Source organism: Shewanella sp. UCD-FRSSP16_17 (genome assembly GCF_001675935.1).
Taxonomy (GTDB): domain Bacteria; phylum Pseudomonadota; class Gammaproteobacteria; order Enterobacterales; family Shewanellaceae; genus Shewanella; species Shewanella japonica.
Map to the genome: position 1 here is coordinate 211914 of NZ_LZFV01000002.1, position 24823 is coordinate 236736.

The 24823-nt window shown below is 40.8% G+C and carries 18 protein-coding genes; 11 read left to right on the top strand and 7 right to left on the bottom strand.

Features of this window, described 5'->3' with window-relative positions; genetic code table 11:
• Positions 1 to 163: 163 nt before the first annotated feature.
• The 3 genes from A9267_RS05835 to A9267_RS05845 all read right to left on the bottom strand — a co-directional run bounded on the left by A9267_RS05835 (position 164) and on the right by A9267_RS05845 (position 2789).
• Complete coding sequence (locus A9267_RS05835) at positions 164 to 976, bottom strand: hypothetical protein (RefSeq protein WP_065108572.1); 813 nt, start codon at positions 974 to 976, stop codon at positions 164 to 166.
• 79 nt (positions 977 to 1055) lie between these two features.
• A complete protein-coding gene (locus tag A9267_RS05840) occupies positions 1056 to 1985 on the bottom strand; it encodes a DUF6268 family outer membrane beta-barrel protein (protein ID WP_065108573.1) in 930 nt (309 codons plus the stop codon).
• Between the two features lie 159 nt (positions 1986 to 2144).
• Entirely contained in the window at positions 2145 to 2789 is a 645-nt protein-coding gene (locus A9267_RS05845; protein WP_055025088.1) for a TetR/AcrR family transcriptional regulator, read from the bottom strand.
• Positions 2790 to 3022: 233 nt separating this feature from the next.
• Here A9267_RS05845 and A9267_RS05850 point away from each other — a divergent pair, with 233 nt between their 5' ends.
• From A9267_RS05850 to A9267_RS05865, 4 genes are all read left to right on the top strand, one after another.
• Entirely contained in the window at positions 3023 to 4135 is a 1113-nt protein-coding gene (locus tag A9267_RS05850) for an efflux RND transporter periplasmic adaptor subunit (protein ID WP_065108574.1), read from the top strand.
• Positions 4132 to 7206, top strand: coding sequence for an efflux RND transporter permease subunit (locus A9267_RS05855; RefSeq protein WP_065108575.1), 3075 nt, complete (start codon positions 4132 to 4134; stop codon positions 7204 to 7206). The genes A9267_RS05850 and A9267_RS05855 overlap by 4 nt, the downstream gene beginning before the upstream one ends.
• 169 nt (positions 7207 to 7375) lie before the next feature.
• Positions 7376 to 9379: a methyl-accepting chemotaxis protein gene (locus tag A9267_RS05860; RefSeq protein ID WP_065108576.1), complete on the top strand. Its 2004-nt coding sequence runs from the start codon at positions 7376 to 7378 to the stop codon at positions 9377 to 9379.
• Positions 9380 to 9520: 141 nt separating this feature from the next.
• Complete coding sequence (locus A9267_RS05865; RefSeq protein ID WP_055025092.1) at positions 9521 to 9997, top strand: DM13 domain-containing protein; 477 nt, start codon at positions 9521 to 9523, stop codon at positions 9995 to 9997.
• 136 nt (positions 9998 to 10133) lie between these two features.
• Here A9267_RS05865 and cydX read toward each other — a convergent pair whose 3' ends face one another.
• Genes cydX through A9267_RS05880 form a run of 3 tightly spaced genes read right to left on the bottom strand, consistent with a single transcriptional unit; the run spans position 10134 to position 12984 of the window.
• Entirely contained in the window at positions 10134 to 10259 is a 126-nt protein-coding gene (gene cydX / locus A9267_RS05870; protein WP_063124246.1) for a cytochrome bd-I oxidase subunit CydX, read from the bottom strand.
• 13 nt (positions 10260 to 10272) lie between these two features.
• Positions 10273 to 11412 (bottom strand): cytochrome d ubiquinol oxidase subunit II, encoded by a 1140-nt coding sequence (cydB, locus tag A9267_RS05875; RefSeq protein WP_055025093.1) that lies wholly within the window; start codon positions 11410 to 11412, stop codon positions 10273 to 10275.
• A 15-nt stretch (positions 11413 to 11427) separates the two neighbouring features.
• The gene (locus tag A9267_RS05880; RefSeq protein WP_065108577.1) at positions 11428 to 12984 is read right to left on the bottom strand and encodes a cytochrome ubiquinol oxidase subunit I; all 1557 of its coding nucleotides are present in this window, start codon (positions 12982 to 12984) and stop codon (positions 11428 to 11430) included.
• Positions 12985 to 14698: 1714 nt separating this feature from the next.
• Between A9267_RS05880 and A9267_RS05885 the strand changes: the two genes are divergently transcribed.
• The 7 genes from A9267_RS05885 (at position 14699) to A9267_RS05915 (ending at position 20751) form a co-directional block, all read left to right on the top strand.
• Positions 14699 to 15706 carry an alpha/beta hydrolase family protein gene (locus tag A9267_RS05885; protein WP_065108578.1) on the top strand — a complete coding sequence of 336 codons (1008 nt, stop codon included), beginning with the start codon at positions 14699 to 14701 and terminating at the stop codon, positions 15704 to 15706.
• 362 nt (positions 15707 to 16068) lie between these two features.
• Positions 16069 to 17130: a sensor domain-containing diguanylate cyclase gene (locus A9267_RS05890; protein WP_065108579.1), complete on the top strand. Its 1062-nt coding sequence runs from the start codon at positions 16069 to 16071 to the stop codon at positions 17128 to 17130.
• A 1077-nt stretch (positions 17131 to 18207) separates the two neighbouring features.
• Positions 18208 to 18627: an Imm44 family immunity protein gene (locus A9267_RS05895; protein ID WP_065108580.1), complete on the top strand. Its 420-nt coding sequence runs from the start codon at positions 18208 to 18210 to the stop codon at positions 18625 to 18627.
• A gap of 143 nt (positions 18628 to 18770) precedes the next feature.
• On the top strand, positions 18771 to 19208 hold the full coding sequence (locus A9267_RS05900) for a hypothetical protein (RefSeq protein WP_065108581.1): 438 nt from the start codon (positions 18771 to 18773) through the stop codon (positions 19206 to 19208).
• A gap of 62 nt (positions 19209 to 19270) precedes the next feature.
• Positions 19271 to 19699, top strand: coding sequence for a DoxX-like family protein (locus A9267_RS05905; RefSeq protein ID WP_065108582.1), 429 nt, complete (start codon positions 19271 to 19273; stop codon positions 19697 to 19699).
• 124 nt (positions 19700 to 19823) lie between these two features.
• Positions 19824 to 20222, top strand: coding sequence for a hypothetical protein (locus A9267_RS05910; RefSeq protein WP_065108583.1), 399 nt, complete (start codon positions 19824 to 19826; stop codon positions 20220 to 20222).
• Between the two features lie 118 nt (positions 20223 to 20340).
• Positions 20341 to 20751: a hypothetical protein gene (locus A9267_RS05915; RefSeq protein ID WP_065108584.1), complete on the top strand. Its 411-nt coding sequence runs from the start codon at positions 20341 to 20343 to the stop codon at positions 20749 to 20751.
• A gap of 180 nt (positions 20752 to 20931) precedes the next feature.
• Here A9267_RS05915 and purL read toward each other — a convergent pair whose 3' ends face one another.
• Entirely contained in the window at positions 20932 to 24813 is a 3882-nt protein-coding gene (purL, locus tag A9267_RS05920) for a phosphoribosylformylglycinamidine synthase (protein ID WP_065108762.1), read from the bottom strand.
• Positions 24814 to 24823 lie beyond the last annotated feature (10 nt).

Below are 24823 nucleotides of genomic sequence, written 5' to 3' on the forward strand. Positions count from 1 at the left end.
TCTATCGATAGATTGGTATCATAAGCCTTTCATGCAGATGTAAGGCTTTCTCGTTTTAAGATAAGAATATTTATTACCAAGCTAAAAAAATTTTTTATGTGGTATTTTCATACTTGTACAAATAAAATTTAGCCACTTGTAAAATTAGATAGAAACTCTGACATTAAGGCTCAAGAGTTAAAGGTTTTGGTTCTTCTTTTCCAAAATAATTCCAATCAACCAAATTATATTCTTTATGTTTGATAGCTTGCATGAAGTTAAAAAAGTGCTGTCTGACGACCGCAGAATCTTCAAAATTTGCATAAATTGTAAGACTATAATCACTTTCCTTGACGATAATACTGAAACTATTGTTCCCTAATACACCATAGTCTTTGCCATTAATGTCGTAAACAAAGTCTGTGTCTCTGTAAAATGCGACATCCTTAATAAACAACGTCTGCCAATTTTCAAACCAATTAACATCTACGGTTTTTTTAAAGCTTTCTTCGTCAAAAATTTTATCGCACTGGAGTATTGATGGTGTAATTTCATAACCTTTACGAACAATGTCATGAACTGTATTTTGATAAAACATTTCTAACTTTTGACGTTGCTCATGATTTAATATCTCTATGATTTTAGGACCCAATGGAGAACTATTAATTTCATTGAGTTTCTTATTTCCAAATCTATCCACTGTAATTAAAAATGCAATACCTCTATCTTCTGAACCAAAAAACCAAGTGTTTTCAGGAAATGGCTCTATTAGTGTGAAATCAGTCAGATCAATAACAGGAATGACTGAGTTAATTACTTTAATAGAAAATGGAGTATCTCTTTTAATAGAGTCCCAGTCATTTTTTGACCATGTTAACTCTAATCTTTTTGATGTCAGGTACTCATTTACTGGTTCGCAAAAACTTGAGTATGATTTGTCTTTGGCAAAGGCGTTAAACGAAGCTGCTAACAGTAAAATGAAAATCCATTTCTTCATATATATCCTTTTTGTAGATATTAGAATTACCTAACCAGCTTCACATCTCTTTATACTGTTTTAGCTTTGAATCTGATATTTAGAATCGAATATCGAACGCTAAACCAATTGCGGCTTGATTTTCTAGCTCATCAGTCACTTCAGGCTGACTTAACTCCATTTCGCTGTTAAAGAAATATCCGCCGTAAGCATTCACTGTCGCTTTATTACTAATATTCCAGCCCGCTCTTAAAAAGCTCACCCACTCTTCCACTTCAATGGTTTGCTCAGCATCTGAAATCAAAAAGCGCTCTGTGCGTCGAGATGTCCCTAAACCAAAATCCCACTTTTCATTCAAATTATAAGTCAACTCAAGACCAGCAGGTCCACTAAAGCCCGCTTCAAAGGGGTTACCTAGCGTTAACTTATCAGTAATTTTCCAGCGCACGGCAATGTAAGGTACGGTTTTAACTTCTGAAATATCATTAAGATATGCCACACCAAAGCCGAGCATGTTGCCAGACTCAAAACGATACATCGCCGAGCCAACTACACCATAGCTTTGTGCATCTGAAGATGATGCGGTATTGGCATAAGAATATTGCAGCTTAGGCGCAACCATAAACATCCAATTTTGATTTGGACGGTAAATCAGTGACAAACCAGCACTGTACTTATTGATTGAATTCCAAGGCGTGACTTGGCCGTTCAACACACCGCTATCGATGTTTTTAAAGCCATAATCTAAATTGTCGTAACCAATATTAGCGCCGATCATCCACTCTTTGTTGATTGGCATCGCACCCGATAACTTTAAGCGCCAAACATCACGTTGTAACTCAGCGTTAGTGTCACCCACTTGGGCTGAGTCTGTGGAAGTGCGCGAGACATGAAACTTAAACGGGGAGTAATCTCTCGCGATAACTTGAGGAGTAAGGAGAAGTCCAGCAAGCGCTGTTAACTTAACCACTTTTTTAACAGAACTTACGTCAAGCTGATTAGCCTGGAACAAGCTTGGAATAACTTTCATTAACTGCTTCCTTTCTCATTATTATTGTGGTCGAAATGATTAATACTCAATAGCAAAAGGTAATACCAAGGCACTACCAATTTGGATCACAATTTCAATATATTATGAGATATTACACAGTTTTAGCATGACACAAAAGCACTGATTTACATTCAAATATTAAATACGGTGAGCCGTTAAAAATAAGTTAACGCTATCGTTTATATATTGCTCTCGATCTGCAATTAAATCGCTCACATCTAAGCCTAGCTCTAGTCGAAGCTTTACCTCACCAAACAACATTAAACATAACCTCACAGCACAGTCATGCGGCTTTTCAAAATAAAAAACGCCTTGTTTGTTGACTTCATCCAAGTACTCACTTAATAAGCCCAATATGTGTTTGGGGCCAGCATCAAAATAAAGCTTGGATAAATTCGGGTGAGTTTCAGCATGAGCCAAACAGGTTTTAAATACAGCAACGACTTCATCACTAATGATTAGCTCGCCAAACTGGTGCGCAAAGGTACGAATTGTATTTTCAGGATTTGTCGCGTCTTCTAGTAAGTTGCCCGTTAACTGATGAACAACACATTTAGATTCGATAGCAGCAATAAACAACTCATCTTTAGATCCATAGTGAGAATAAACCGTTTGCTTTGATACGCCTGCCTTCTTCGCCACCATATCCATACTGGTGCTCGGAAAGCCTTGAACACAAAAAAGCTCAATGGCCGATTGCAGTATCGTTGCTTTTTTTTGCTCACTTCTTGTTCGCGGCAAGTCATGATTACATGTCACTGGAATATCAGAAATTTTGCTCATAAACTCTTCTTTTTTGTCTCAACAGGCGCACGTTATCGCTTTACAACTAAACAACAACGATAACATTTAATCACAAATTAGACTGGACAGTCTAGTTTTTTGACCATAAACTAAGCCTAAAATGGACTAGACAGTCTAGTTTTAATTATTGAGCATCACACAGATGTCATTCGCAGGTCAATACAATAGCTATGATTTGCCTTGGAAGTTGCATTAGCAATAGGAATGTTCCCATGAAAACAGCGACACGTTCATTATCCGCACTCAGTATTGTCATTTCATTTTTGCTGCTAAGTGGTTGCGGCAATGATGAAACCATCCCAACGCCTTCTGTGGCTGTGCCGAATGTCATCACCCAACCCTTACGGTTTAATTCAAGTTATCAACATCAGCAAAGTTACACCGGCACTGTCCGCTCAGCTGATACCACAGGTGTAGGATTTGAACTTGCAGGCAAGCTAAGTGACATTATCGTCGACAGCGGTGATACTGTGATTAAAGGGCAAAAGCTTGCCACCTTAAACACCCAATTACTTGAAGCTGAGCAGCAACAATTAAGTGCATCACTGCAGCAAACCCAAGCGGATTTAGATTTAGCCCAAAGTAACTTGGAACGCTCCATTGAGCTCAAAAAAAAGCAGTATGTTTCTGAGCAGCAATTCGATGAAACCCAGCAGCAAGTCGCTAGTCTTTTAGCCAATCAAAAACGCCTTAAAGCCTCGCTATACGCCACAGAACTTAAACTTGAGAAATCAACATTAGTCGCTCCATTTAATGGCACCATCAGCAAACGTCATCATAATTTAGGTGAAGTGATCGCGTTAGGTAGCCCAGTATTTACCTTAATCGGCACAAATCAACAGCAAGCCTATATTGGTGTTCCGCATAGCGTCGCTCAAACGCTTAAATCAAATCAAGTCGTTGATATTCGCATTGGAGACCAAACCCATAAAGGCTTAATCGCTGGTATCAGCGCCGAAATAGACCCTGTCACTCGTACTGTTCAATTACGTATCGACTTACCCAACAATAGCCAAGTGATTAATGGCGAAATTGCCTACCTTGAGTATCAACAGCAAATCGCTGATGCGGGATATTGGGTGCCAATCTCATCGCTTACCGACGGTGTTAGAGGCTTATGGAATGTCTTTGTGGTCACGAAAAATGAACAAGGACAAGCCCGAATAGAACGCCGAGACGTTGATATTTTATATACCACAGAAAAACAAGCTTACATTAATGGTGCAATTCAAAAAGACGATGTAATTATTACTCAAGGCTTGCATAAACTGGTGGTAGGACAGCGTGTAAATCCCACTTCTGAGACTGTGGCGAGGTCATTATGATTAAGGCCTTTGTCGAAAACGGCAGACTCGCCAGTCTTATGATTGCATTACTATTGGTGGCTGGTTTAGGCGCTATTAGTAGTTTGCCTCGCACAGAAGATCCCACCATAACCAATCGCTTTGCTTCGGTTATTACCCAGTACCCTGGCGCTTCAGCTGAACGTGTCGAAGCGTTAGTCACTGAAGTATTAGAAAATGAGCTGCGCCGCCTAGAAGAGCTAAAGCTGGTGCAATCCACTTCTCGTCCTGGCATTTCAGTGATTCAATTGGAGTTAAAAGACACGGTACTTGATACTGCTCCCGTATGGTCTAGAGCCCGAGATCTCATTGCAGACAGTAAATATCAACTGCCCACATCGGCGCAAAATAGTTTATTGGACGATCAAACAGGTTATGCCAACACAGCCATTTTAGGCTTGGTATGGAACAGCGACACCCCCATCCGTACTGATGTGCTAAACCGCTACGCTAAAGAGTTACAAAGCAAGCTTCGGGTATTAAACGGCACTGATTTTGTAAAATTATCAGGCACACCTGATGAAGAAATATTAGTAGAACTTGATGGCAATAAAATCAGCCAACTCAAGTTAACCCCAGCCAGTATTGCAAGCATTCTGTCAAACGCTGACAGTAAAATTTCAGCGGGTGAAATCAATAATGCCACGTTTAAAGCCTTAATTGAGGTGTCAGGTGAGCTAGACTCTATTACTCGTGTCAGCGAAGTACCGCTGAAAATTGATGCTAACGGCCAAATTATTCGCCTTGGAGATGTTGCCAATGTTAGCCGCCAACCTAAAACGCCAGCGACGAGTATCGCCTTAATTAATGGCGAACCTGGGGTACTAGTCTCAGCACGTATGATTGATAATAACCGTGTTGATAAATGGCAAGCGCAAGTGAGTCAGGTAGTTGAAAGCTATAGTGCAAACCTGCCTGCTAACATTGAGGTGCAATGGCTATTTGATCAACAAGCTTATACCAGTGTTCGTCTTGGCGACTTAGTCATCAATCTGATCCAAGGCTTTTTGATCATTCTTTTTGTACTAATGTTAACACTCGGGCTGCGTAACGCCGTTATTGTGGCGCTATCACTACCGCTAACTGCGCTCTTCACCCTTGCTTGCATGAAATACACCGGCTTACCCATCCATCAAATGTCAGTCACAGGCTTAGTGGTTGCTCTTGGGATTATGGTCGATAACGCCATTGTGATTGTCGATGCCATTGCCCAGCGCCGCAAGCAAGGGCTAACCAAGCTTGAGGCTGTGAGTAAAACCTTGCATCACCTTTGGTTGCCTTTAGCAGGCTCTACTATCACCACGATGTTAGCTTTTGCGCCAATTGTACTCATGCCTGGCGCTGCTGGTGAGTTTGTTGGTGGCATTGCTATTTCAGTCATGTTCGCTTTGTTAGGGTCTTACCTCATTTCCCACACGATTATTGCAGGCCTTGCGGGACGCTTTAGTCAAGATAACGAGTCCATGGCTTGGTACCAAAAAGGCATGGCCTTTCCCCGCCTAGGACACGCTTTTAAAGCTAGTTTACGCTTTGGCTTATCAAAACCCTTAGTCACAGCCATACTCATCGGAATATTACCGGTATCGGGCTTTTATGCTTCGACAAAAATGACCGAGCAATTCTTTCCGCCTTCAGACCGAGATATGTTCCAAATTGAAGTCTATTTAGCGCCTCATGTCAGCCTAGATAACACCCTCAAACAAGTTAAAAGCATTGATGAACGTCTTGAGTCGATTGACGATGTTGAAATGATCACTTGGGTGGTTGGCGGTAATACACCTTCGTTTTATTACAACCTTACCCAACGTCAGCAAGGGGCAACAAACTATGCTCAAGCTATGGTGAAAGTCACTGATTTTAACGCTGCCAATAGATTGATTTTATCGCTGCAACAAGAATTTGATGCTGACTTCCCTCAGGCACAAATCTTGGTCAGAAAGCTTGAACAAGGCCCACCATTTAATGCACCAGTAGAACTGCGGATCTATGGCCCGTCATTGGATACATTAAACCAGTTAGGCGAGCAAGCGCGTGGCTTACTGATGGACACAGAGGATGTGATTCATACCCGTGCCACCTTGAGTGCAGGATCACCTAAAGTCTGGTTACAAATAAACGAAGATGCCAGCTTAATGAGTGGTCTCAGTTTATCTGATATCGCTAAGCAAATAGAAATGGCGACCACAGGTATTATTGGCGGCAGCATTTTAGAGCAAACGGAGTCATTACCTGTTCGAGTTAGGCTTGCTGATACGTCTAGAGAAGAAGCAACGCGTCTAGCAGAACTTAACTTAGTCTCTAGCCAAGGAGACACCATCCCGCTTTCAGCAGTATCACAAAACCAAATTAATGTGAGTCGTGGCGGTATTCCTCGCCGTAACGGCGAGCGAGTGAACACAATAGAAGCATACATCGTCAGTGGAGTTTTACCCGGTAAGGTGCTTAATGACGTTAAAACAAGGTTAGAACAAATTGAGTTACCGTCTGGTTATCATCTTGAAATTGGTGGTGAAAGTGCCAAACGGGACGAAGCCGTTGGTAATTTGCTGTCCAATATCGTTGTGGTAGTCACACTGCTATTGGCCACTGTGGTGTTATCGTTTAACTCATTCAGATTAACCGCCATTATCTTACTCAGTGCCTTCCAGTCTGCAGGGCTTGGCTTACTCGCCGTTTACCTGTTTGGTTATCCGTTCGGCTTTACCGTCATCATTGGCTTATTGGGCCTAATGGGTCTAGCCATTAACGCTGCTATTGTGATTTTAGCTGAATTAGAAGACGTACCAGAGGCCCGGTTAGGCAATAAAGACACCATTATAGCCTTAGTGAGTGGCTGTGGCAGACACATTGGCTCAACCACTATCACCACCATTGGCGGCTTTTTACCCTTGATCATTGCTGGCGGCGGATTCTGGCCACCCTTTGCCATTGCAATTGCGGGCGGCACATTACTCACCACTATGCTGTCACTTATTTGGGTACCCACCATGTACCTTATTTTAATGAAGAAAAAACAACAGAATTCTGAAATATTGTCGCCCGTACAAGTTTAATATAATCAACTACTAACCAACAAAAAACGACGCATTAATGCGTCGTTTTTTATTATAGAATCGCCAATTACACATTCACGAATTTACTCAATCTAGACATGATCTCAATCAAGTCATCTTGGTATTATTTGCTCTAGATTGGAGTGACCTTTAATTCGGAAACTATCAAATGAATTATCGAAGTTGGTCTCTAACAAAACAAATAACGTACTTTTCTTTAGCGCTGACGGTGTTAGTCTTCAGCATCATTTCTTCCGTGTCATATTTCAGCTCATCAAACGTATTAAAAGAAAAAGCCATCGACTCGATGAACGAGCAAATGCAGAGCAATGCAGCGCTAATTGAGCTGCAGTACACAAGCTTACTTGCCCTAGCCCGCCGTAATGCCGACATACTACGTGCAATGTACCCTGGAAACTTTCACAAACCAGATCGCACCGTCAGAGTTTACAGCACTCAAACACCTGCGCTGGTACATGAAAAAGAGCAAATTAACGCCACCAAAAGTAAAGTAGATCGTTTTTCAAACTTAACTGGCGGCACAGCCACCATTTTTGTAAAAGACGGCGATGACTTTCTTCGTATTTCGACTTCACTGAAAAAAGCCGATGGTAAACGGGCATTGGCAACTTACCTAGGTAGTAGCCACCCTGGCTACCAAACATTGATAAACGGTCATGAATATGAAGGTTACGCCAAACTATTTGGTAAAGACTACATGACCGTTTACCGACCAATCAAAAATGCCAGCAATGAAGTCATCGGTATTTTGTATATTGGTTTTGATATCACCGACTCAATTTCTGAGCTGCAAAAGACAATTAATAACCTCAAAGTTGAAGAAACAGGTCATTACATGTTGGTGCGCAACAATGACCAACGACTGATTTCGCATCCCAACTTCGCCACGGGTGAAGCATTAAATAGCGACATATTAAATGGCCTAGACATCAACCAGTTATTGGGCCGCCACCAAAGCGTTGAATACGTTAACCACCAACAACAGCAAATGTTTGCTAACAGTATCAACATACCGGGGTGGAACTGGACATTAATAGGATTAACTCAAACCGCTGAGCTTAATAATGAGAGCCTACAACTCTTGTATATTACCACTGGTGTTGCCGTGTTAGGGATACTGCTAATAAGTGGGTTATTAGCCGCTCTGCAAATAAAAGCATTAGCGCCTTTGCAGCGTTTCCAGCAACAACTGAAAGCCTTAGGTAAAGGTGATTTATCCCAGCAATTTGAAGTCAGTGATCCTAAGAGCAAGAACGAAATAGATTTAATTACGCTCAGTGCTGCCGACATGTCAAACAACTTAAAAGAGCTGATTTTCTCGCTGCAGCACTCAGTAGAGACCCTTGAGTCACAGGCTCAAAAAGCCCAAGAGATGGCAAGGTTAAATGGCGATGAATCGGCATCGTTAATGATGCAAACGAACCAAATTGCCACAGCAATTGAAGAGATGTCAGCTTCTATTCGAGATGTTGCTAGTCACTCGAACGAAGGGGCAGTCAAGAGCCAACAAGTGGATCAATCCTCTCGTAGTGGTCATAAGCAGCTTACTGACGTTGTTGAGTCGTTGAATGCGCTTAAAACCCAGCTTAATGAAAGCCAAGATAACATTGAAAATGTCAGTAAAGAGAGTGAAGCAATTAATCAGGTCACAGAAGTGATTAATAGTATTGCCGAGCAAACTAACTTACTGGCACTAAACGCTGCTATTGAAGCTGCTCGAGCAGGCGAGCAAGGACGAGGTTTTGCGGTTGTCGCTGACGAAGTAAGATCATTAGCACAGCGCACGCAAAGTTCGATTTCCGAAATCAGTAAAACCATTGGCCAACTGCAAGCGCAAGTTAAGGTAACCAGTCAGCAAATGTCAGACAGCCATAGACTCGGCACTGAATCGGCAGAACAAGGCTTTGAGACCAGTGAACAGTTAAGCCAAATCACCGCAAGTATTGGTGAGCTTGCCACCTTCACTAGCAGCATTGCGAGTGCAACAGAGCAGCAAAGTGCAGTCGCTGACGAAATCACCCTTAACCTACATCAAATATCGACACTCGCAAACGAAGGACAAGAACGCGCTAGCGAAACCGTCGATGTGGCTGATGGACTCAGTTCTCTTGCCAGCGAACTGAATACTAAAATTAATTTCTTTAAAATCTAATGCGTTTCTTTGAAATAATATCCTGATAACTCAGGTCTTTATAAAGGCATGTCCCATAGGTACATGCCTTTTTTATTTGAACAAACAGCCTAACACACAGTGTATTTGATGTTAGTCCATGGTGTTAAAAACGGAATCAATATGAAAAAACGAACTCTCGCTGCCCTTCTCGCATCTCACACTTTGGCTCTTGCTATTGGTTTTGGTGGTGGCATTTATGCCTTACCGATTTTAACTGCGCCTGATGCGCCTTCAAGTGAAAAAGTCGCATCGTTAGATACCCAACAACGCTACACTGCAGAGTTCACTCGAGACCTTAAAGACAGCGATGCACTGCACTGGGGAGAAGGAACAGTGATGATTGGCGATGATTACATTACCTTAAACGGTAAGCTATCACCTGGGCCTGACTTTAAGGTATACCTTGCTAAAGAGTTTGTTGAAACAGAAGCCGACTTTAATCGTCTAAAGTCCTCTATGGTGCAAGTGGCTGACGTCAAAACCTTCGATAATTTTTTAGTGCCAATTACAAAGGATATTGATGTTGGCGATTACAATACCGTCATTATTTGGTGCGAAAGTTTCGGCCAATTTATTACTGCTGCTCAATATCAATAAAAGCAATTACCCCATAATCAATTCGCGATTTAGAGTGTTCCTATTAAGAGTTAGCATGAACAGCTGGCCTTCATTGAGTTAATAAAGCAATAAAAAACCCTGCACTATGGCAGGGTTTTTTATCAGCTCAAATTACTTACTTATCTTTTGCATCAGCTTCGCTGATACGATCTAAGTTTTCAGTGTTTTCAAGCCAAAGCGCATTAATGATGCCAAAAGCACAGGCTAGTAATACACCTAGTATCCAAGAGAAATACCACATAATGGCTCCTTAATTAATAAAGTGACGCTTTGTTCTTTTCAATAAACTCACGGTTTAGACGACCATACATCTTGAAGTACGTCCAAATGGTGTAGCTTAATACGATAGGTACAAAGATAATCGCAGCCCAAGTCATAACGTTCAGAGTCATTTCACTTGCTGTGGCATCCCACATCGTTAAGCTCACGTTTGGATCAAGCGATGAAGGCATGATGAACGGGAACATTGCTGCGCCACATGTCACGATAATACCTGCAATAGCGAGTGAACTAAATAAGAATGCAAAGCCACTACGATTCAAACGACTAGCGAGTAATACAAGAATCGGCATAACTAGACCCAATACAGGGAATAACATTGTTAGCGGGTATTTATCGTAGTTAGCTAACCAAGCACCAGCTTCAACAGCAACGGTTTTAGTCGTTGGGTTTGAAGGGCCCGCAGTGTCGATTACCGAAGTAATAACATAGCCATCAATACCATTAACTAACCAAACACCTGCAGCAGCAAATAGTACCGTCACAAGTAAGCCACAAATTTGCGCCGCTTTAGCAGCACGAACACGTAGCTCACCTTCAGTTTTCATTTGTAGCCATGATGCACCTTGCATCATCACCATTAATGCACTGATTAAACCAGCAAGTAAACCGAATGGGTTTAATAAACCAATTAAGCCACCGTGGTATGTCGCACGTAAAAATTCGTCAAAATTAAACGGTACGCCTTGGAGTAAGTTACCAAACGCAACACCAATAATCAGTGGTGGAACAAATCCGCCAACGAATAACGCCCAATCCCACGACTTACGCCATCTTGGATCTTCAATTTTTGAGCGGTAATCAAAACCAACAGGACGTAGGAATAACGCAAACAGTACCAACATCATAGCCACATAGAAGCCAGAGAAAGATACACCGTAAACCATAGGCCAAGCAGCAAATAATGCACCACCAGCGGTGATTAACCAAACTTGGTTACCATCCCAGTGAGGAGCAATGGTGTTGATCATAATACGGCGATCAGTGTCATCTTTACCAATGATAGGTAATAACGCACCCACACCCATATCAAAACCATCTGTCACAGCAAACCCAACTAGCAATACGCCAACCAGAGCCCACCAGATAAATCTTAGCATTTCATAATCAAACATAATCAGGTCCTCAGATTAAGCATCTTGGTTTTCAAAATGATATCTACCAGTCTTAAGGCTTGATGGGCCAAGACGAGCAAACTTAAACATTAAGAACAATTCAATCACTAATAGAATCGAGTAGAACACAGTGATAGAAATGATACTGAACCATAGATCAGACGTTGTTAGACTTGATGCAGACATAAAGGTCGGCAACACTTCTGAAATCGTCCAAGGTTGACGTCCGTACTCAGCCACGAACCAACCACACTCAATCGCAATCCAAGGTAGTGGTAAGCTGTATAGCGCCGCTTTAAGTACCCAAGGTTTTTCTTCAATCTTGTGACGCGTGCTTTGCCAGAATGCCGCAGCAAACACGAATAACATAATCACACCAGCACCAACCATCACACGGAATGACCAGAACATAGGCGCAACGTTAGGGATAGAGTCTTTCGCAGCAGCTTTAATTTGCTCTTCTGTAGCATCAACTACATTTTCAGTATAACGCTTCAACAATAAGCCATAGCCTAAGTCGCCTTTTACCGCTTCAAAGTCTTCACGTAGTTGTGGACTTTCGTCACCTGCACGTAGTCTTTCAAGGAATGAATAAGCAATCATACCGTTACGAATGCGCACTTCATGTTCATCAATTAAGTCGATAATACCTGTGACTTGCTCATCTAAAGAACGCGTAGCAATGATACCCATCGCATAAGGGATTTTTAGGGCAAAGTCAGTTTCCATTTTTTCTTGATTCGGGAAACCTACCGCAGTAAATGCTGCTGGAGCTGGCTCAGTGTGCCATTCAGCTTCAATTGCCGCTAACTTAACACGTTGTACTTCACCTACTTTATAGCCAGATTCATCGCCCAGTACGATAACCGATAAAATCGCTGCCATACCGAAACTTGCTGCAATCGCAAATGAACGACGCGCAAATGGTAAATCACGGCCTTTAAGGATGTAGTATGAACTAATTGCAAGAACGAACATTGCACCGGCAACATAACCTGATGCAACCGTATGAACGAACTTAACTTGTGCTACAGGGTTAAATACCACTTCAGCAAAACTAGTCATTTCCATACGCATTGTTTCGTAATTGAATACTGACCCAACTGGGTTTTGCATCCAACCGTTTGCGATCAAAATCCATAGCGCTGACATGTTAGAGCCAATAGCAACTAACCAAGTTACAGCTAAATGTTGACGCTTACTGAAACGATCCCAACCGAAGAAGAACATACCCACTAGAGTAGACTCTAAGAAGAATGCCATTAAGCCTTCAATTGCTAATGGGGCACCAAAGATATCACCCACATAATGTGAGAAATATGACCAGTTAGTACCAAACTGGAATTCCATTGCTAAACCGGTTGTCACACCGAGTGCAAAGTTAATCCCGAACAACTTACCCCAGAACTTAGTCATATCTTTATAAATTTGATTATCAGTCATCACATAAAGTGACTCCATGATCGCCAAAATAAAGGCTAAACCTAAGGTTAAAGGTACAAACAGAAAGTGATACATGGCTGTTAGCGCGAACTGCAATCGTGACAGCTCTACAACCTCTTCAATAATCATTGGCGACTCCTTACTCGGTACATCCAAATGCCATGATGATTCCCATCAATCACAACAAGTGCCATTGCAGGAAAAAATTTAAAATACTTTAAGTAGCAATATTGCCACGTTAACAACTTGTTAAACACAAGCTTTATTTCATCTCAATCTCGTGGGTAGTTTATCTTGTTAAAACACCTCGTAAATGAGACATTTATCACACTTAAGCGTAAAAAGTGACTTAACACTACAAAACTAAAACCACCAATAATGATTAATCATTAAATATCAACAACTTAAATAAAAAATCAAATACTGTAGACCTGTAATTTATATCACCGAAATTTGACTCCAATCAACATATTCAGCAATAAAAATGTGGTTTTTTGCGGGTTTTGAGCATGGGCGCAAAGTACCACTTACTAGGTGTTGACCCCAGCGCAAATAGCTGCTAGGGATTTGTTTACATTTTTGTAAAATCAACATCTCTAAACCACCTAAAACTAATCAAAGCCCTCCTAAAGCAAAAAATAAACATTTAACATTTAAGGCTTAGATTATCTACACCTAAACAGATATCACCAAACATTAAATCACAATAAAAATCAGCAAGATAAAAACATTAAGAACATTTTAACCAATAGAAATACTGAGCTTTGGATAAGTTATACTAATAGCTAAGATTAATTTATTTCGTTTGAGTGTTTTATAAGGAGAATATAGAATTCTCCTCGTATTCAGAGAAGGTCGATTGGACTTGAACAAAATGGACATCAAGTTGCATCCCCAACTCTACTAATTTTAATATTACTGAGTGGAGATTTAGCACATGACTAAATTATTTGAGCGTTTCATCAACAGCTACAAAAAAGTATTTGTTGAAATGTACCAAGCGTACTAAACCGTTTTATATTGTTGCTCTCGTTTGTGCCTTAGCTTTAGACACCCATTAGCAGCAATACAACGAAAGATAGAATAAGTATGCAATTGCTTGCTGACGCTATTGGACGTTACCCTTGATGTTTTGTTAGCGCAAAACAGCTCTTGTAGATCACTTGCAACATAGAGCATTGACTAGCCCTTTAGAGTTTCGATTCTAAGGGGCTTTTTAATGCCCCTTATTGATGTCTTTCTTTATCTAAAGCAGAAACTATTCAAACATACGTTTGATATTGAGCTGTTGATCAACTTTTGACTGAGATTTGACCAATTGTCCAAACTTCGTTTGGATTAAGGTCAACGTCGTGGCGCTTCGCCCACACCAGAGCTAAGGGGGAAAGCGCTTGTCCCCCTTAACAATCCCTCAGCGCTCCGGCGAAATTTAAACAGCAAAATTTCCAACGGAGAATCATCCTGCGTTAACCTTCTTTTGCAGCCTGCTAYAGCAAGCTGCAAAAATCACTAACGCTTCCGTTGGGGTGTCTGATGTATAGGGAATTACAAATGTCACGATGGGATGGATGCCAAAAAGTCACCCTTCCCCTCGAAAGCTAGCAGGCATCTTAAGTACAGGATGCACTAAATGCCTTGAAGCACATGGATGTGCGAGAAAAGGCCGTGGCCAGACTCATGCGATTTTCTTGCTTACCTCAATTCAAATGGAACATTCGAAAAACCGTTAAACTTGAATTTATTAAACATATTCTCTCTGTTGATTTAATCTTATCAATCACTTAAGTTAGTTGGCCTATTACATATACATCAAAAGCAGTTTAATCACAGACATGGAGTTCACGTGATAAAGTATATTCTACTATTTACCTTCTTATTCTCTTCCTTCAGCGCTCAAGCAAATAAGTTAATTAACGATGATCGCATCAGTAATCAAAAGAATTGCTTTAGCTCTATTTTTACTGACTACGATACTTGGCATAAATTCATGGAAGAAAAGTATCGAAAGAAATTAAAAATTGAACACAAATTCAATAAAGCATTATTACAATTTGATGCCACATTTGGCACAGAAAAGTTCAATCACTTTAAAGCGAATTTATCTTGTAGCACATTTAGTTATACGGTAAATAATACCGAGGTGATGGGCTATGTCATAAAACCCAAAGAGTCTGAAGCTAAGTTACCCGTTTTAATTTATAACCGCGGTGGTAACGGCAACTTTGGCAGTGTTGTCTTTGGCACAATGATGTACGAATTATTTCCGATTGTAGAGCAAGGCTTTGTCATCATCGGGAGTCAATACCGTGGAGTTCATGTTAAGCAGCCAAGTGCTAAAGATGAATTTGGCGGAAAAGATGTGAGTGACGTTATTGCTCTACTCGATTTAATCCCCAATATTAAAGGCGCAGATCCGCAGCGCATTGGCATGTACGGAGGCAGCCGCGGCGGTATGCAGACACATTTAGCCATGAAACAAGCAAGCGGCATCAAAGCAATTGCTACTATTGCAGGTGTATCAGATTTACAACAAGGGTTACTAGAACGGCCAGAAATGGAAAATGTTTATAAGAAACGAATTCCTTATTATGAACTCAAAAAAGATGCAGAATTATCAAAGCGCTCGGTAATCAATTGGACTAAAAACCTCTCTCCCAATGTACCAATCTTGCTAATACACGGAACTGAAGATAAACGAGTTGCCGCAAACCAATCCATTGTACTTGCAGATGCATTAACCCAATATGGTATTCCCCATAAACTGGTACTTTACCCCGATAATCATTATCTAAGAGATAGTCGAGAACAAATGAACCAAGAGTTAGTCAGCTGGTTTCAAAAGTATTTATAAAATCTATGAACTGGGGGCTATTAGCCCCTTTCTTTACTCTCTCATCACACTCGAAAATAATAGTGGATAAGAAGTTTGCAGCCTTTTAGCGAAGCCATCACTTTACTCTCATATTAATGAAAATTGTTCTTTAACCTAGCGACAATATTGCTAATACTTTAGTTTTCTAAAATGTTGTTTACTCTGACTCAACTTATTTATATTCTGATACTCAACTCATTAAAAATGCGTACTTTTATAAATCGTTTTATATTAGCATTGGGTGGGTATTTACAAATAACTATTAGAACAAAAATTATAAGATACTTGTTCCCCCTTTTCACTCACCTTGGGTGACCCAATTAATTGCAAGGATGAAATTAATGACCAATGAATCAAGCAGTGAACTCGTCATTCGCAGGTTATACCAAGTCACCCAAGATCATAGTAAAGGCTTTGAGCACCAGCTTTTAGAACTGTTAAAAATGGGCCTTGAACGCTTTGATTTAGACATTGCAATTTTATCTAAAATAGATCAAAACAAATATGTGGTTAAATATTGCGTCACACCAGATGAAGTGCCGTTAAATCCTAACGACTGCTTTGATTTAAATGCAACCTACTGCAGCATGACTTGCAATGCTAAAGGTCCTGTTGGGATTGAACATATGGGTGAAGATGATACATTAGCAGTTCACCCTGCATACCAAGCATTTGGCCTTGAGTCCTATATAGGTATCCCTATTCGCTTAAACGGCCAACTTTATGGCACGCTCAATTTTTCCAGCCCTACCCCTTACCCGAGAATGTTTCGCGATGTTGATATTGATGCCTTGCAGCTAATGGCTTCTTGGGTTGAAGTAGAGTTGATTCGTCGAGAACAAGAAGCACAACTAAAAGCATTAAACAAAGAATTACACCATTTAGCCAACTTTGATAGCTTGACCAATGTGCCTAACCGACGTGGCATGCATCAGACATTGCACAAAGATTTGAACAGATTAAGCCGCAGCCAGGGACATGGAACCATTGCCCTTCTCGATATTGATAGATTTAAACAATTAAATGATACCTATGGTCATCAAGCGGGTGATGATGCATTAGTGGCGATCGCAGAGAAAATCACTCAATCGCTGCGTGACTATGATTTTGTCGCTCGATTTGGTGGTGAAGAATTCTTACTCTGGTTACCTGATACTGCTCAAGAAGAATGCTCTATTGTCTGCAAACGAGTAATGGAAAATATTGCCACCATTGGTATTACAGCTGAACCCATAACGGTTTCAATAGGCGCTTGTCATTTTCTCTTTAATCAATTCAAACCTGATGATATGAGCAAGCTCATTGATAATATTATTTCTGAGGCTGATACCGTACTTTATGAAGCTAAAGCTCAGGGGCGAAATAGATTGAATAGCGTGACCAAAGTGTTATCGGCTGGTTAGCTAATTTTTGTGTTCTTGGCCATTGTATTTCCAAACTCCGTTTGGATTAACGTCGTGGGTTTTCTGCCCACTGCTGATTTTGATATCAGGGTTTCAGCCTGTGTTTCCAAACTCTGTTTAGATTAACGTCGTGACGCTTCGCCCACACCAGACCAAAAGGGTATCAACAGCAATACCCTCTTGGAACACCCCGCTGCCCCGCCGAAAAATGCTAAAAAGCGCATAATTTTCGATGGGGATTGCTCCAGCTTTTAACTTCGTTTGTTGTTAACTTCAGACTTATTCGAAAATGCTAACGCTTCCGATGGTGCATCCCTGCACCGCGAAAGCTATGCTCACATCCATGTGAGCATCACCCTATTTTCTTCAACGTCCTCAACCCAAATTGAGTCTTTTAGCTGATTAGATTCTTGGTCTTTGTAGTTTTTAATTGACACGAATATGCCAAATCGAAGAGACAATAATCCCAGTGTAGATGCGTTCAAGACCTTCGAAAACATGGATGTTTTCGCAGAGCCCACATGGATGTGTTTACGGCGTGTCTTGGATGCATCTGCACATAAGCCTGCGGCAGGCAATGGATTAGATTGAAGTGATGGTCTTCGATACTTGAGCAGGGATAAATGAATTTCATAGTTGCTGTTCGTAACTCATTTATGCCCCATAACGAGCTAGCAAGAGAAACTCATGTGGCAGTGAGCGGAAATATCCCCTTATCTTTTCTAATGTATTGCGCACTAAATCTGACTTTGAAGTACTAGATAGAAACACAGTTATAATTGTACGCAGATGACTCGCGAGTATAGTGAGCAAAAAATCGGGTGATTTATGCTCGATAAACTGCTAGTTTTTTGATAAGTTGTTGAATCTAAAGTTATTGATAAAAGGTTGTAGAGACCTCTACATCAAAGCGCTCACTTTTGCGGGCTTGATATTAATAAAACGGGTCTTACATTTTCATTTTATCAATACTAAACAGTCGGTTGGCTTGGTATCGTTGCTACTAAGTTGAATTTTTGTCAGGAACATTATCGAGCAGCTATATAATAAGCTGTTAGGTAACTCAAAGGGTATGGTGTGAAATTCTTCTTAAGTGGTGAAATAGATGGAACGAGACCAAACGATTTAATTGATAAAAAGTTTCAATTAGCCAGCACTTATATTGAAGAGAAATTGACTCCATTATTAGCTAAAGGTAACTACGGTGAAGAGGTTTTAGAGCTAAACATCATCCCTATAATTGCTAAGTTGTCACCTGAAATGGAAGAGGCTGGTTGGTATAAAGAGCGTAAACTTTTTAAGCGAAAGTCAAACTCCACGGATTTTCGTTTACGAATAAGCTATGACGAATTTAGTGCTGGCACTGATGATTCTAGGGTACAGCTTATAATTGATAATATTATTCAGTCAGTTCGTATATTATCAACACGTGCTAAAAATGATTTCGCTGGTAAGCAGTTAGAACTAGACATACAAGCCTGTTTCAGTAAGGTGTAAACGTTACCTAACAAGCTAATAAATAAGGACAAAAAACAGTTGGCTGTTTTCGTTCCTCAACATTTTAGCCAACAATTTTTTGCCCATTATTAGGGCGTTATATTGCTACATAGGCTCAGTCTACTTTCAGCACTGGAGAATAAATGAAAAAAGGATTTTCGGATATATTTGAAACTGACTCTGTACTTAAGACTCTCGTTCTATGTGTGTTTACTATAGGCTCTTATTTAATTTATAAGCTCTATCGTTTTACAAGCCAAATCAATCAACATACCGAACTTAAAATATCCAACTTATTTATTACAACAACCATTATTTTATTCACTATTTCATTAGGAAGTTTGATTTATGGTTTAGCTAATTATCATGATCTTACTATTCTAAAAAGCTCAATTGGTATCCACGCTATATCCAGTGTTTTCGATGTAACTTGGATCGTTATGGTGCGGCATCGTATTAATTTAATAGCAGGCTCTAAAAAAGGTGACAAGCTCTGGTTAAACCCGTTTATTACATCAATTTTCCATGTTATTTATATGCAACATAAAATAAACCAAGGCTTGGCTAAGAGCGCAATATAACAAGCCAATCAAGCGGGACTGCTAAAGCATGGCTCGGTTTCGCTTCGCTACACAGTTTAGCCATGCATTATCAGCCCCTTATTGGGGCGTTATATATACAAGGAAGTCTTCAGTTGTCATCAATTCAAATCGCACGATTTATTGTGAGCTTTAGTTGGATCTATCACGGGATATTCCCAAAGTTAATTCACATAGCACCTATGGAAAAGCTTATGACAGCAAGTTTATGCTTTTCAAATGAGATTTCTGATTTAATTACTCAATCAGCAGGAATTGGAGAAGTAATATTTGGAATTGTGTTCTTTGTTTTCTATCGTTCGAAATGGGTTTTAATTTTAAATGTATTAGGGTTAATTGGTTTATTAATATTTGTCGCAGTATTGCAACCTCAATTATTAATCGAAGCATTCAATCCTGTAACTACAAATATCCCAATAATTGGTTTAAGTCTTGTTTTACTTAATAATTTAAAGCAATCTAGTCAGGCGTAAATGTATATATAACAAGTCGTTAAAGCAGGACAAATAACAGTTGGCTTTTGCTCCTTCGTCGCTAATTTTAGCCAACTGTTTTTTGCCTCTTAACGAGGCGTTATGTATCTAAAAGGATTTGAGTTTGCATCAGGATTACAGTAAATATTCTCTAGATGAGTTATATGATGTTGAAGAACATATCGATCAAGACACATACCCTAAAAGGTATCAATTAATTCTAGAGCAAATAAGACTTAAAGAGTCTATTACCCCCGAACCTTTGCCCTCCGCTGAACCTACTAAAGCTGATGAAGTAGAGGCTAAACCAAAATCTATATCAAGCCGAATTATTAGTATTATATTTGTAGCCGCTTTTTTAATTTATTCATTAGTTAGCGGACAAATCGGTGCCAAAGGTAAAGTATTATCCGTAACTGAATCTCCGGAAGTGTATTGGGGTATAGTCATAATGCTTGTTTCATTTATTTTGTATGACTTATTCAAAATATATAGAATCAAGAATGGTGTAAAAGATACATAACAAGCAAATTAATCAGGACAAATAACAGTTGGTTTTTGCTCCTGCGTCGCTTATTTTAACCAACTGATATTTGCCCATTATTTGGGCGTTATACGCATACATAGTGAATCGTAGTCTCATGAATAAATATGTAAAAATTAGTTTAAATATTGTTGTTCTAATATTCCTAGGATGGAATTTTTATGGTTATTACGAAAATAAACAATCAAACAATGACTTACGCAATTCATTTGAATCGTATTTCACTGATTCGGATAAACGCATCGAAATGACTTGGTTCAAAGTCGATAAGAATACTATCGGAATAGCATTAAATTTGAATGGCATCGGTTTAAGCTCTGATCCTGAACGTAAAAAAATAATGAAGGATAACTCACGCCGCCTAATGAAAGAGAAGGTTTGTGGTTCACAACAGCTAGTTGATTACATTAGTAAAGGTAATTATATCTCTATCGATATTCGAAATGGTGACAGTGTTTCTTTGGAAAACATAATGAATTTAAGTTTTTCAAAAGGCTCGTGCGTATAACAAGCGCTTAAGGTTTCAAGATACTTTTTCTAATCTCTCATCGTCAAGCTAGGACTTAACTCCTAGCTCATTTCTGTCCAAAAATGAGTTAACAATACTCTCGACACAAGTCTCACACAATAAAAAAGCGACCAAATGGTCGCCTTTTTGCTGTTAATTCAGTTGAGGTTTAAATACAACTTAACCTAACTTAACGCGCGCATTACGGAACATACGCATCCATGGGCTGTCTTCTGCCCACTCGTCTGGGTGCCATGAGTTAGCAACGGTTCTGAATACACGCTCTGGATGCGGCATCATGATGGTTACTCGACCGTCTGTTGTCGTTAGTGCAGTAATAGCATTTGGCGAACCATTCGGGTTTTGTGGGTATTGCGTTGCGATTTGACCGTTACCGTCAACATAACGCAGTGCCACTGTACCTGATGCTTCAGCTGCTGCTAGTGCTTCAACAGATTTAAATTCAGCGCGACCTTCACCGTGTGATACAGCAATTGGCATGCGTGAACCTTCCATTCCTTCGAAGAAGATTGATGGACTCTTTTGCACTTCAACCAAACTCGCACGGGCTTCAAAACGCTCTGAACGGTTACGGACAAAGTGTGGCCAATGCTCACTGCCCGGAATGATTTCTTTCAGGTTAGATAACATCTGACAACCATTACATACACCCAGTGCTAATGTCGCATCACGCTCAAAGAACTGAGAGAACTCACTGCGAGCACGTTCGTTGAACAAGATTGATTTAGCCCAGCCTTCACCCGCGCCTAATACGTCACCGTATGAGAAACCACCACAAGCTACTAGGCCTTGGAACTCTTCAAGACTGATACGACCCGATAAGATGTCTGACATATGAACATCGCGGCTTTCAAAACCTGCGCGGTCAAATGCGGCGGCCATTTCAACGTGAGAGTTAACGCCTTGCTCACGAATAATCGCCATCTTAGGTGCTGCGCCTTTTAAGATATAAGGTGCTGCTACATCTTCACTTGGGTTAAAGCCTAATTTAACTGTTAGACCTGGGTCTTTAGCTTGCTGTTTAAGCTCAAATTCTTCTTTGGCACATTCTGGGTTATCACGCATGGCTTGCATACGGTAAGTGGTTTCTGACCACATAGTGCGAAGCGATACACGCGAATCACTGAATACTGCACGCTCACCGTCAACCACTGTGATGTTATCGTCAGTCGTTAATGTCGCAACGCTATGGCAATCAACGCCAGCGGCGGCAAATTGCGCTTTAATCGCTGCGCTATCTGCTTTAGCCACTTGGATAACCGCACCTAGTTCTTCGTTAAATAAACGTTCAAGGTCGTTACCTTTAAGCGCTGCTAAATCGATGTTTAGGCCAGTGTTACCAGCAAATGCCATTTCCACTAATGTGGTGAATAAGCCACCGTCACTGCGGTCATGGTAAGCCATCACTTTTTGCTCAGCGACTAATGGCTGAATAACTTCGAAGAATCCACGTAAGCTTGCTGCATCATCTAAATCTGGTGCAACATCACCCAGTTGGCTGAATACTTGTGCTAAACAAGAACCACCTAAACGGTTTTGACCTTTCGCTAAATCAACCAATAGCAGCTCAGTATCGCCTTTATCAGTGCGAAGCTCTGGTGTCACTGTGTGGCGAATATCTTTTACCACACCAAATGCGGTAATAACCAACGACATTGGCGATGTTACAGTCTTATCTTGACCTTCGTCATTCCAAGCTGTCTTCATCGACATTGAATCTTTACCCACTGGAATGGTTAACTCAAGTTCTGGACAAAGTTCTTCACCGACCGCTTTAACCGCTTCATAAAGACCTGCATCTTCACCAGGGTGACCAGCTGCAGACATCCAGTTAGCTGACAATTTAATGTCTTTGAATGAGCCAATATCAGTACCAGCAATGTTCAAGATTGACTCTGCTACAGCCATACGCGCTGATGCGCCAAAATCAAGTAGTGCAAGCGGTGTACGCTCACCAATCGACATAGCTTCACCAGCGTAGCTATCAAAGCTTGATGCAGTAACTGCACAATCGGCAACTGGAACCTGCCAAGGGCCAACCATTTGGTCACGGTTAACTAAACCTGTCACTGAACGGTCACCAATGGTGATAAGGAATGATTTATCTGCAACCGTTGGTAAATGTAGGATACGAGAAACCGCATCTTTTACATTTATTTCTGCTTGATTAAGCGCTGGCGATTTAGCTTTAGCCGAGACCACATCACGGCTCATTTTAGGCGCTTTGCCTAATAGTACTTCAAGCGGTAAATCAATTGGCTTGTTATCAAAATGGCTGTCTTCAAGCGTTAAATGTTGTTCTTCAGTTGCATCACCCACTACAGAAAATGGTGCACGTTCACGTTCACAAATCTGTCTGAAGGTTTCTAAGTTTTCAGGCGCAACAGATAACACATAACGCTCTTGAGATTCGTTACACCAAATCTCAAGTGGGCTCATGCCTGGCTCGTCTGAAGGCACGTTACGTAAATTAAACAAGGCGCCACGATCAGCGTCATTCACAAGCTCAGGGAAGGCATTTGATAATCCGCCAGCGCCCACATCGTGAATAAATTGAATTGGGTTGTCATCACCCATTTGCCAGCAGCGATCGATCACTTCTTGACAACGGCGTTCCATTTCTGGGTTTTCACGTTGCACTGAAGCAAAGTCTAAATCTTCACTAGATTGGCCTGATGCCATTGATGAAGCAGCACCACCACCTAAACCAATGTTCATTGCTGGGCCACCTAAAACAATAAGCTTAGCGCCTACGGTGATTTCGCCTTTTTGAACATGATCTTCACGAATATTACCTAAACCACCAGCAAGCATAATTGGCTTGTGGTAACCACGAACTTCAACACCGTTGTGGCTTGATACTTCTTGCTCGTAAGTACGGAAGTAACCCACTAGAGCTGGACGACCAAATTCGTTGTTAAAAGCAGCGCCACCTAATGGGCCTTCTGTCATAATTTCTAACGGAGTAACAATACGGCTAGGTTTGCCGTAATCGCCTTCCCATGGCTGTACAAAACCAGGGATTTTAAGGTTTGATACGCTAAAACCAGTTAAGCCCGCTTTAGGTTTTGAGCCACGGCCTGTAGCGCCTTCATCACGGATTTCACCACCTGAGCCTGTTGCCGCACCTGGGTATGGGCTGATGGCTGTTGGGTGGTTATGGGTTTCAACCTTCATCAAAATATGCATTGGCTCAGTGTGATAGTTATACACACCGTCTTGATCTGGGAAGAAGCGCCCTGCCACACTGCCATTCATCACGGCTGCGTTATCTTTGTATGCTGATAACACGTTATCAGGTGTCACCTCAAAGGTGTTTTTAATCATTTTAAATAATGATTTTGGCTGAACTTCACCGTCAATAGTCCAGTCAGCATTGAAGATTTTATGACGACAATGCTCTGAGTTTGCTTGAGCAAACATCATTAATTCGATGTCGTTAGGGTTACGATTTAAACGTACGAAGTTATCGACTAAGTAATCAATTTCATCTTCTGCTAGGGCTAAACCTAGTTCTACGTTGGCAACTTCTAATGCACGGCGACCTTCAGCAAGAATATTAATACTCTTAAACGGTAGCGGCTCAGTGCGTTGAAATAACACTGATGCTGCGGCAAACTCAGGTAAAATCACTTCAACCATACGATCATGGATTAAGCCTTTTACTTGCTCAAGTTGTTCGGTAGTTAATGAGGTACCGGCAACGTAATAAGCTACACCACGTTCTAAGCGTTTTACTTTGCTTAAGCCACAGTTTTTAGCGATATCGGTTGCTTTAGATGACCAAGGAGAAATGGTGCCAGGACGAGGGGTAACAAAAAATAACGAACCTTCTGGCGCATGAGATTCGATAGCAGGCCCGTAAGTTAAAATCGTTTCAAGCTGCTGATACTCTTTATCATCAAGCTTGTCACTTAAATCGGCTAAATGGATATACTCAGCGTAAATTTGCTCAACAGGAAGGGCTGCGCTTTCGCAGGCCTCCATAAGCTTTTGAACTCTAAAAGCTGAAAGTGCTGGGGCTCCGCGAATGATCTCAATCACGTCAATT

Bases quoted from the DNA above. Each gene is read 5' to 3' on its own strand.
- A9267_RS05905 (WP_065108582.1), top strand. From the start codon at position 19,271: ATGCATTATCAGCCCCTTATTGGGGCGTTATATATACAAGGAAGTCTT.
- cydX (WP_063124246.1), bottom strand. From the start codon at position 10,259: ATGTGGTATTTCTCTTGGATACTAGGTGTATTACTAGCCTGTGCTTTT.
- A9267_RS05880 (WP_065108577.1), bottom strand. From the start codon at position 12,984: ATGATTATTGAAGAGGTTGTAGAGCTGTCACGATTGCAGTTCGCGCTA.
- A9267_RS05900 (WP_065108581.1), top strand. From the start codon at position 18,771: ATGAAAAAAGGATTTTCGGATATATTTGAAACTGACTCTGTACTTAAG.
- A9267_RS05915 (WP_065108584.1), top strand. From the start codon at position 20,341: ATGAATAAATATGTAAAAATTAGTTTAAATATTGTTGTTCTAATATTC.
- A9267_RS05855 (WP_065108575.1), top strand. From the start codon at position 4,132: ATGATTAAGGCCTTTGTCGAAAACGGCAGACTCGCCAGTCTTATGATT.
- A9267_RS05840 (WP_065108573.1), bottom strand. From the start codon at position 1,985: ATGAAAGTTATTCCAAGCTTGTTCCAGGCTAATCAGCTTGACGTAAGT.
- A9267_RS05850 (WP_065108574.1), top strand. From the start codon at position 3,023: ATGAAAACAGCGACACGTTCATTATCCGCACTCAGTATTGTCATTTCA.
- A9267_RS05845 (WP_055025088.1), bottom strand. From the start codon at position 2,789: ATGAGCAAAATTTCTGATATTCCAGTGACATGTAATCATGACTTGCCG.
- A9267_RS05865 (WP_055025092.1), top strand. From the start codon at position 9,521: ATGAAAAAACGAACTCTCGCTGCCCTTCTCGCATCTCACACTTTGGCT.
- A9267_RS05860 (WP_065108576.1), top strand. From the start codon at position 7,376: ATGAATTATCGAAGTTGGTCTCTAACAAAACAAATAACGTACTTTTCT.
- cydB (WP_055025093.1), bottom strand. From the start codon at position 11,412: ATGTTTGATTATGAAATGCTAAGATTTATCTGGTGGGCTCTGGTTGGC.
- A9267_RS05890 (WP_065108579.1), top strand. From the start codon at position 16,069: ATGACCAATGAATCAAGCAGTGAACTCGTCATTCGCAGGTTATACCAA.
- A9267_RS05835 (WP_065108572.1), bottom strand. From the start codon at position 976: ATGAAGAAATGGATTTTCATTTTACTGTTAGCAGCTTCGTTTAACGCC.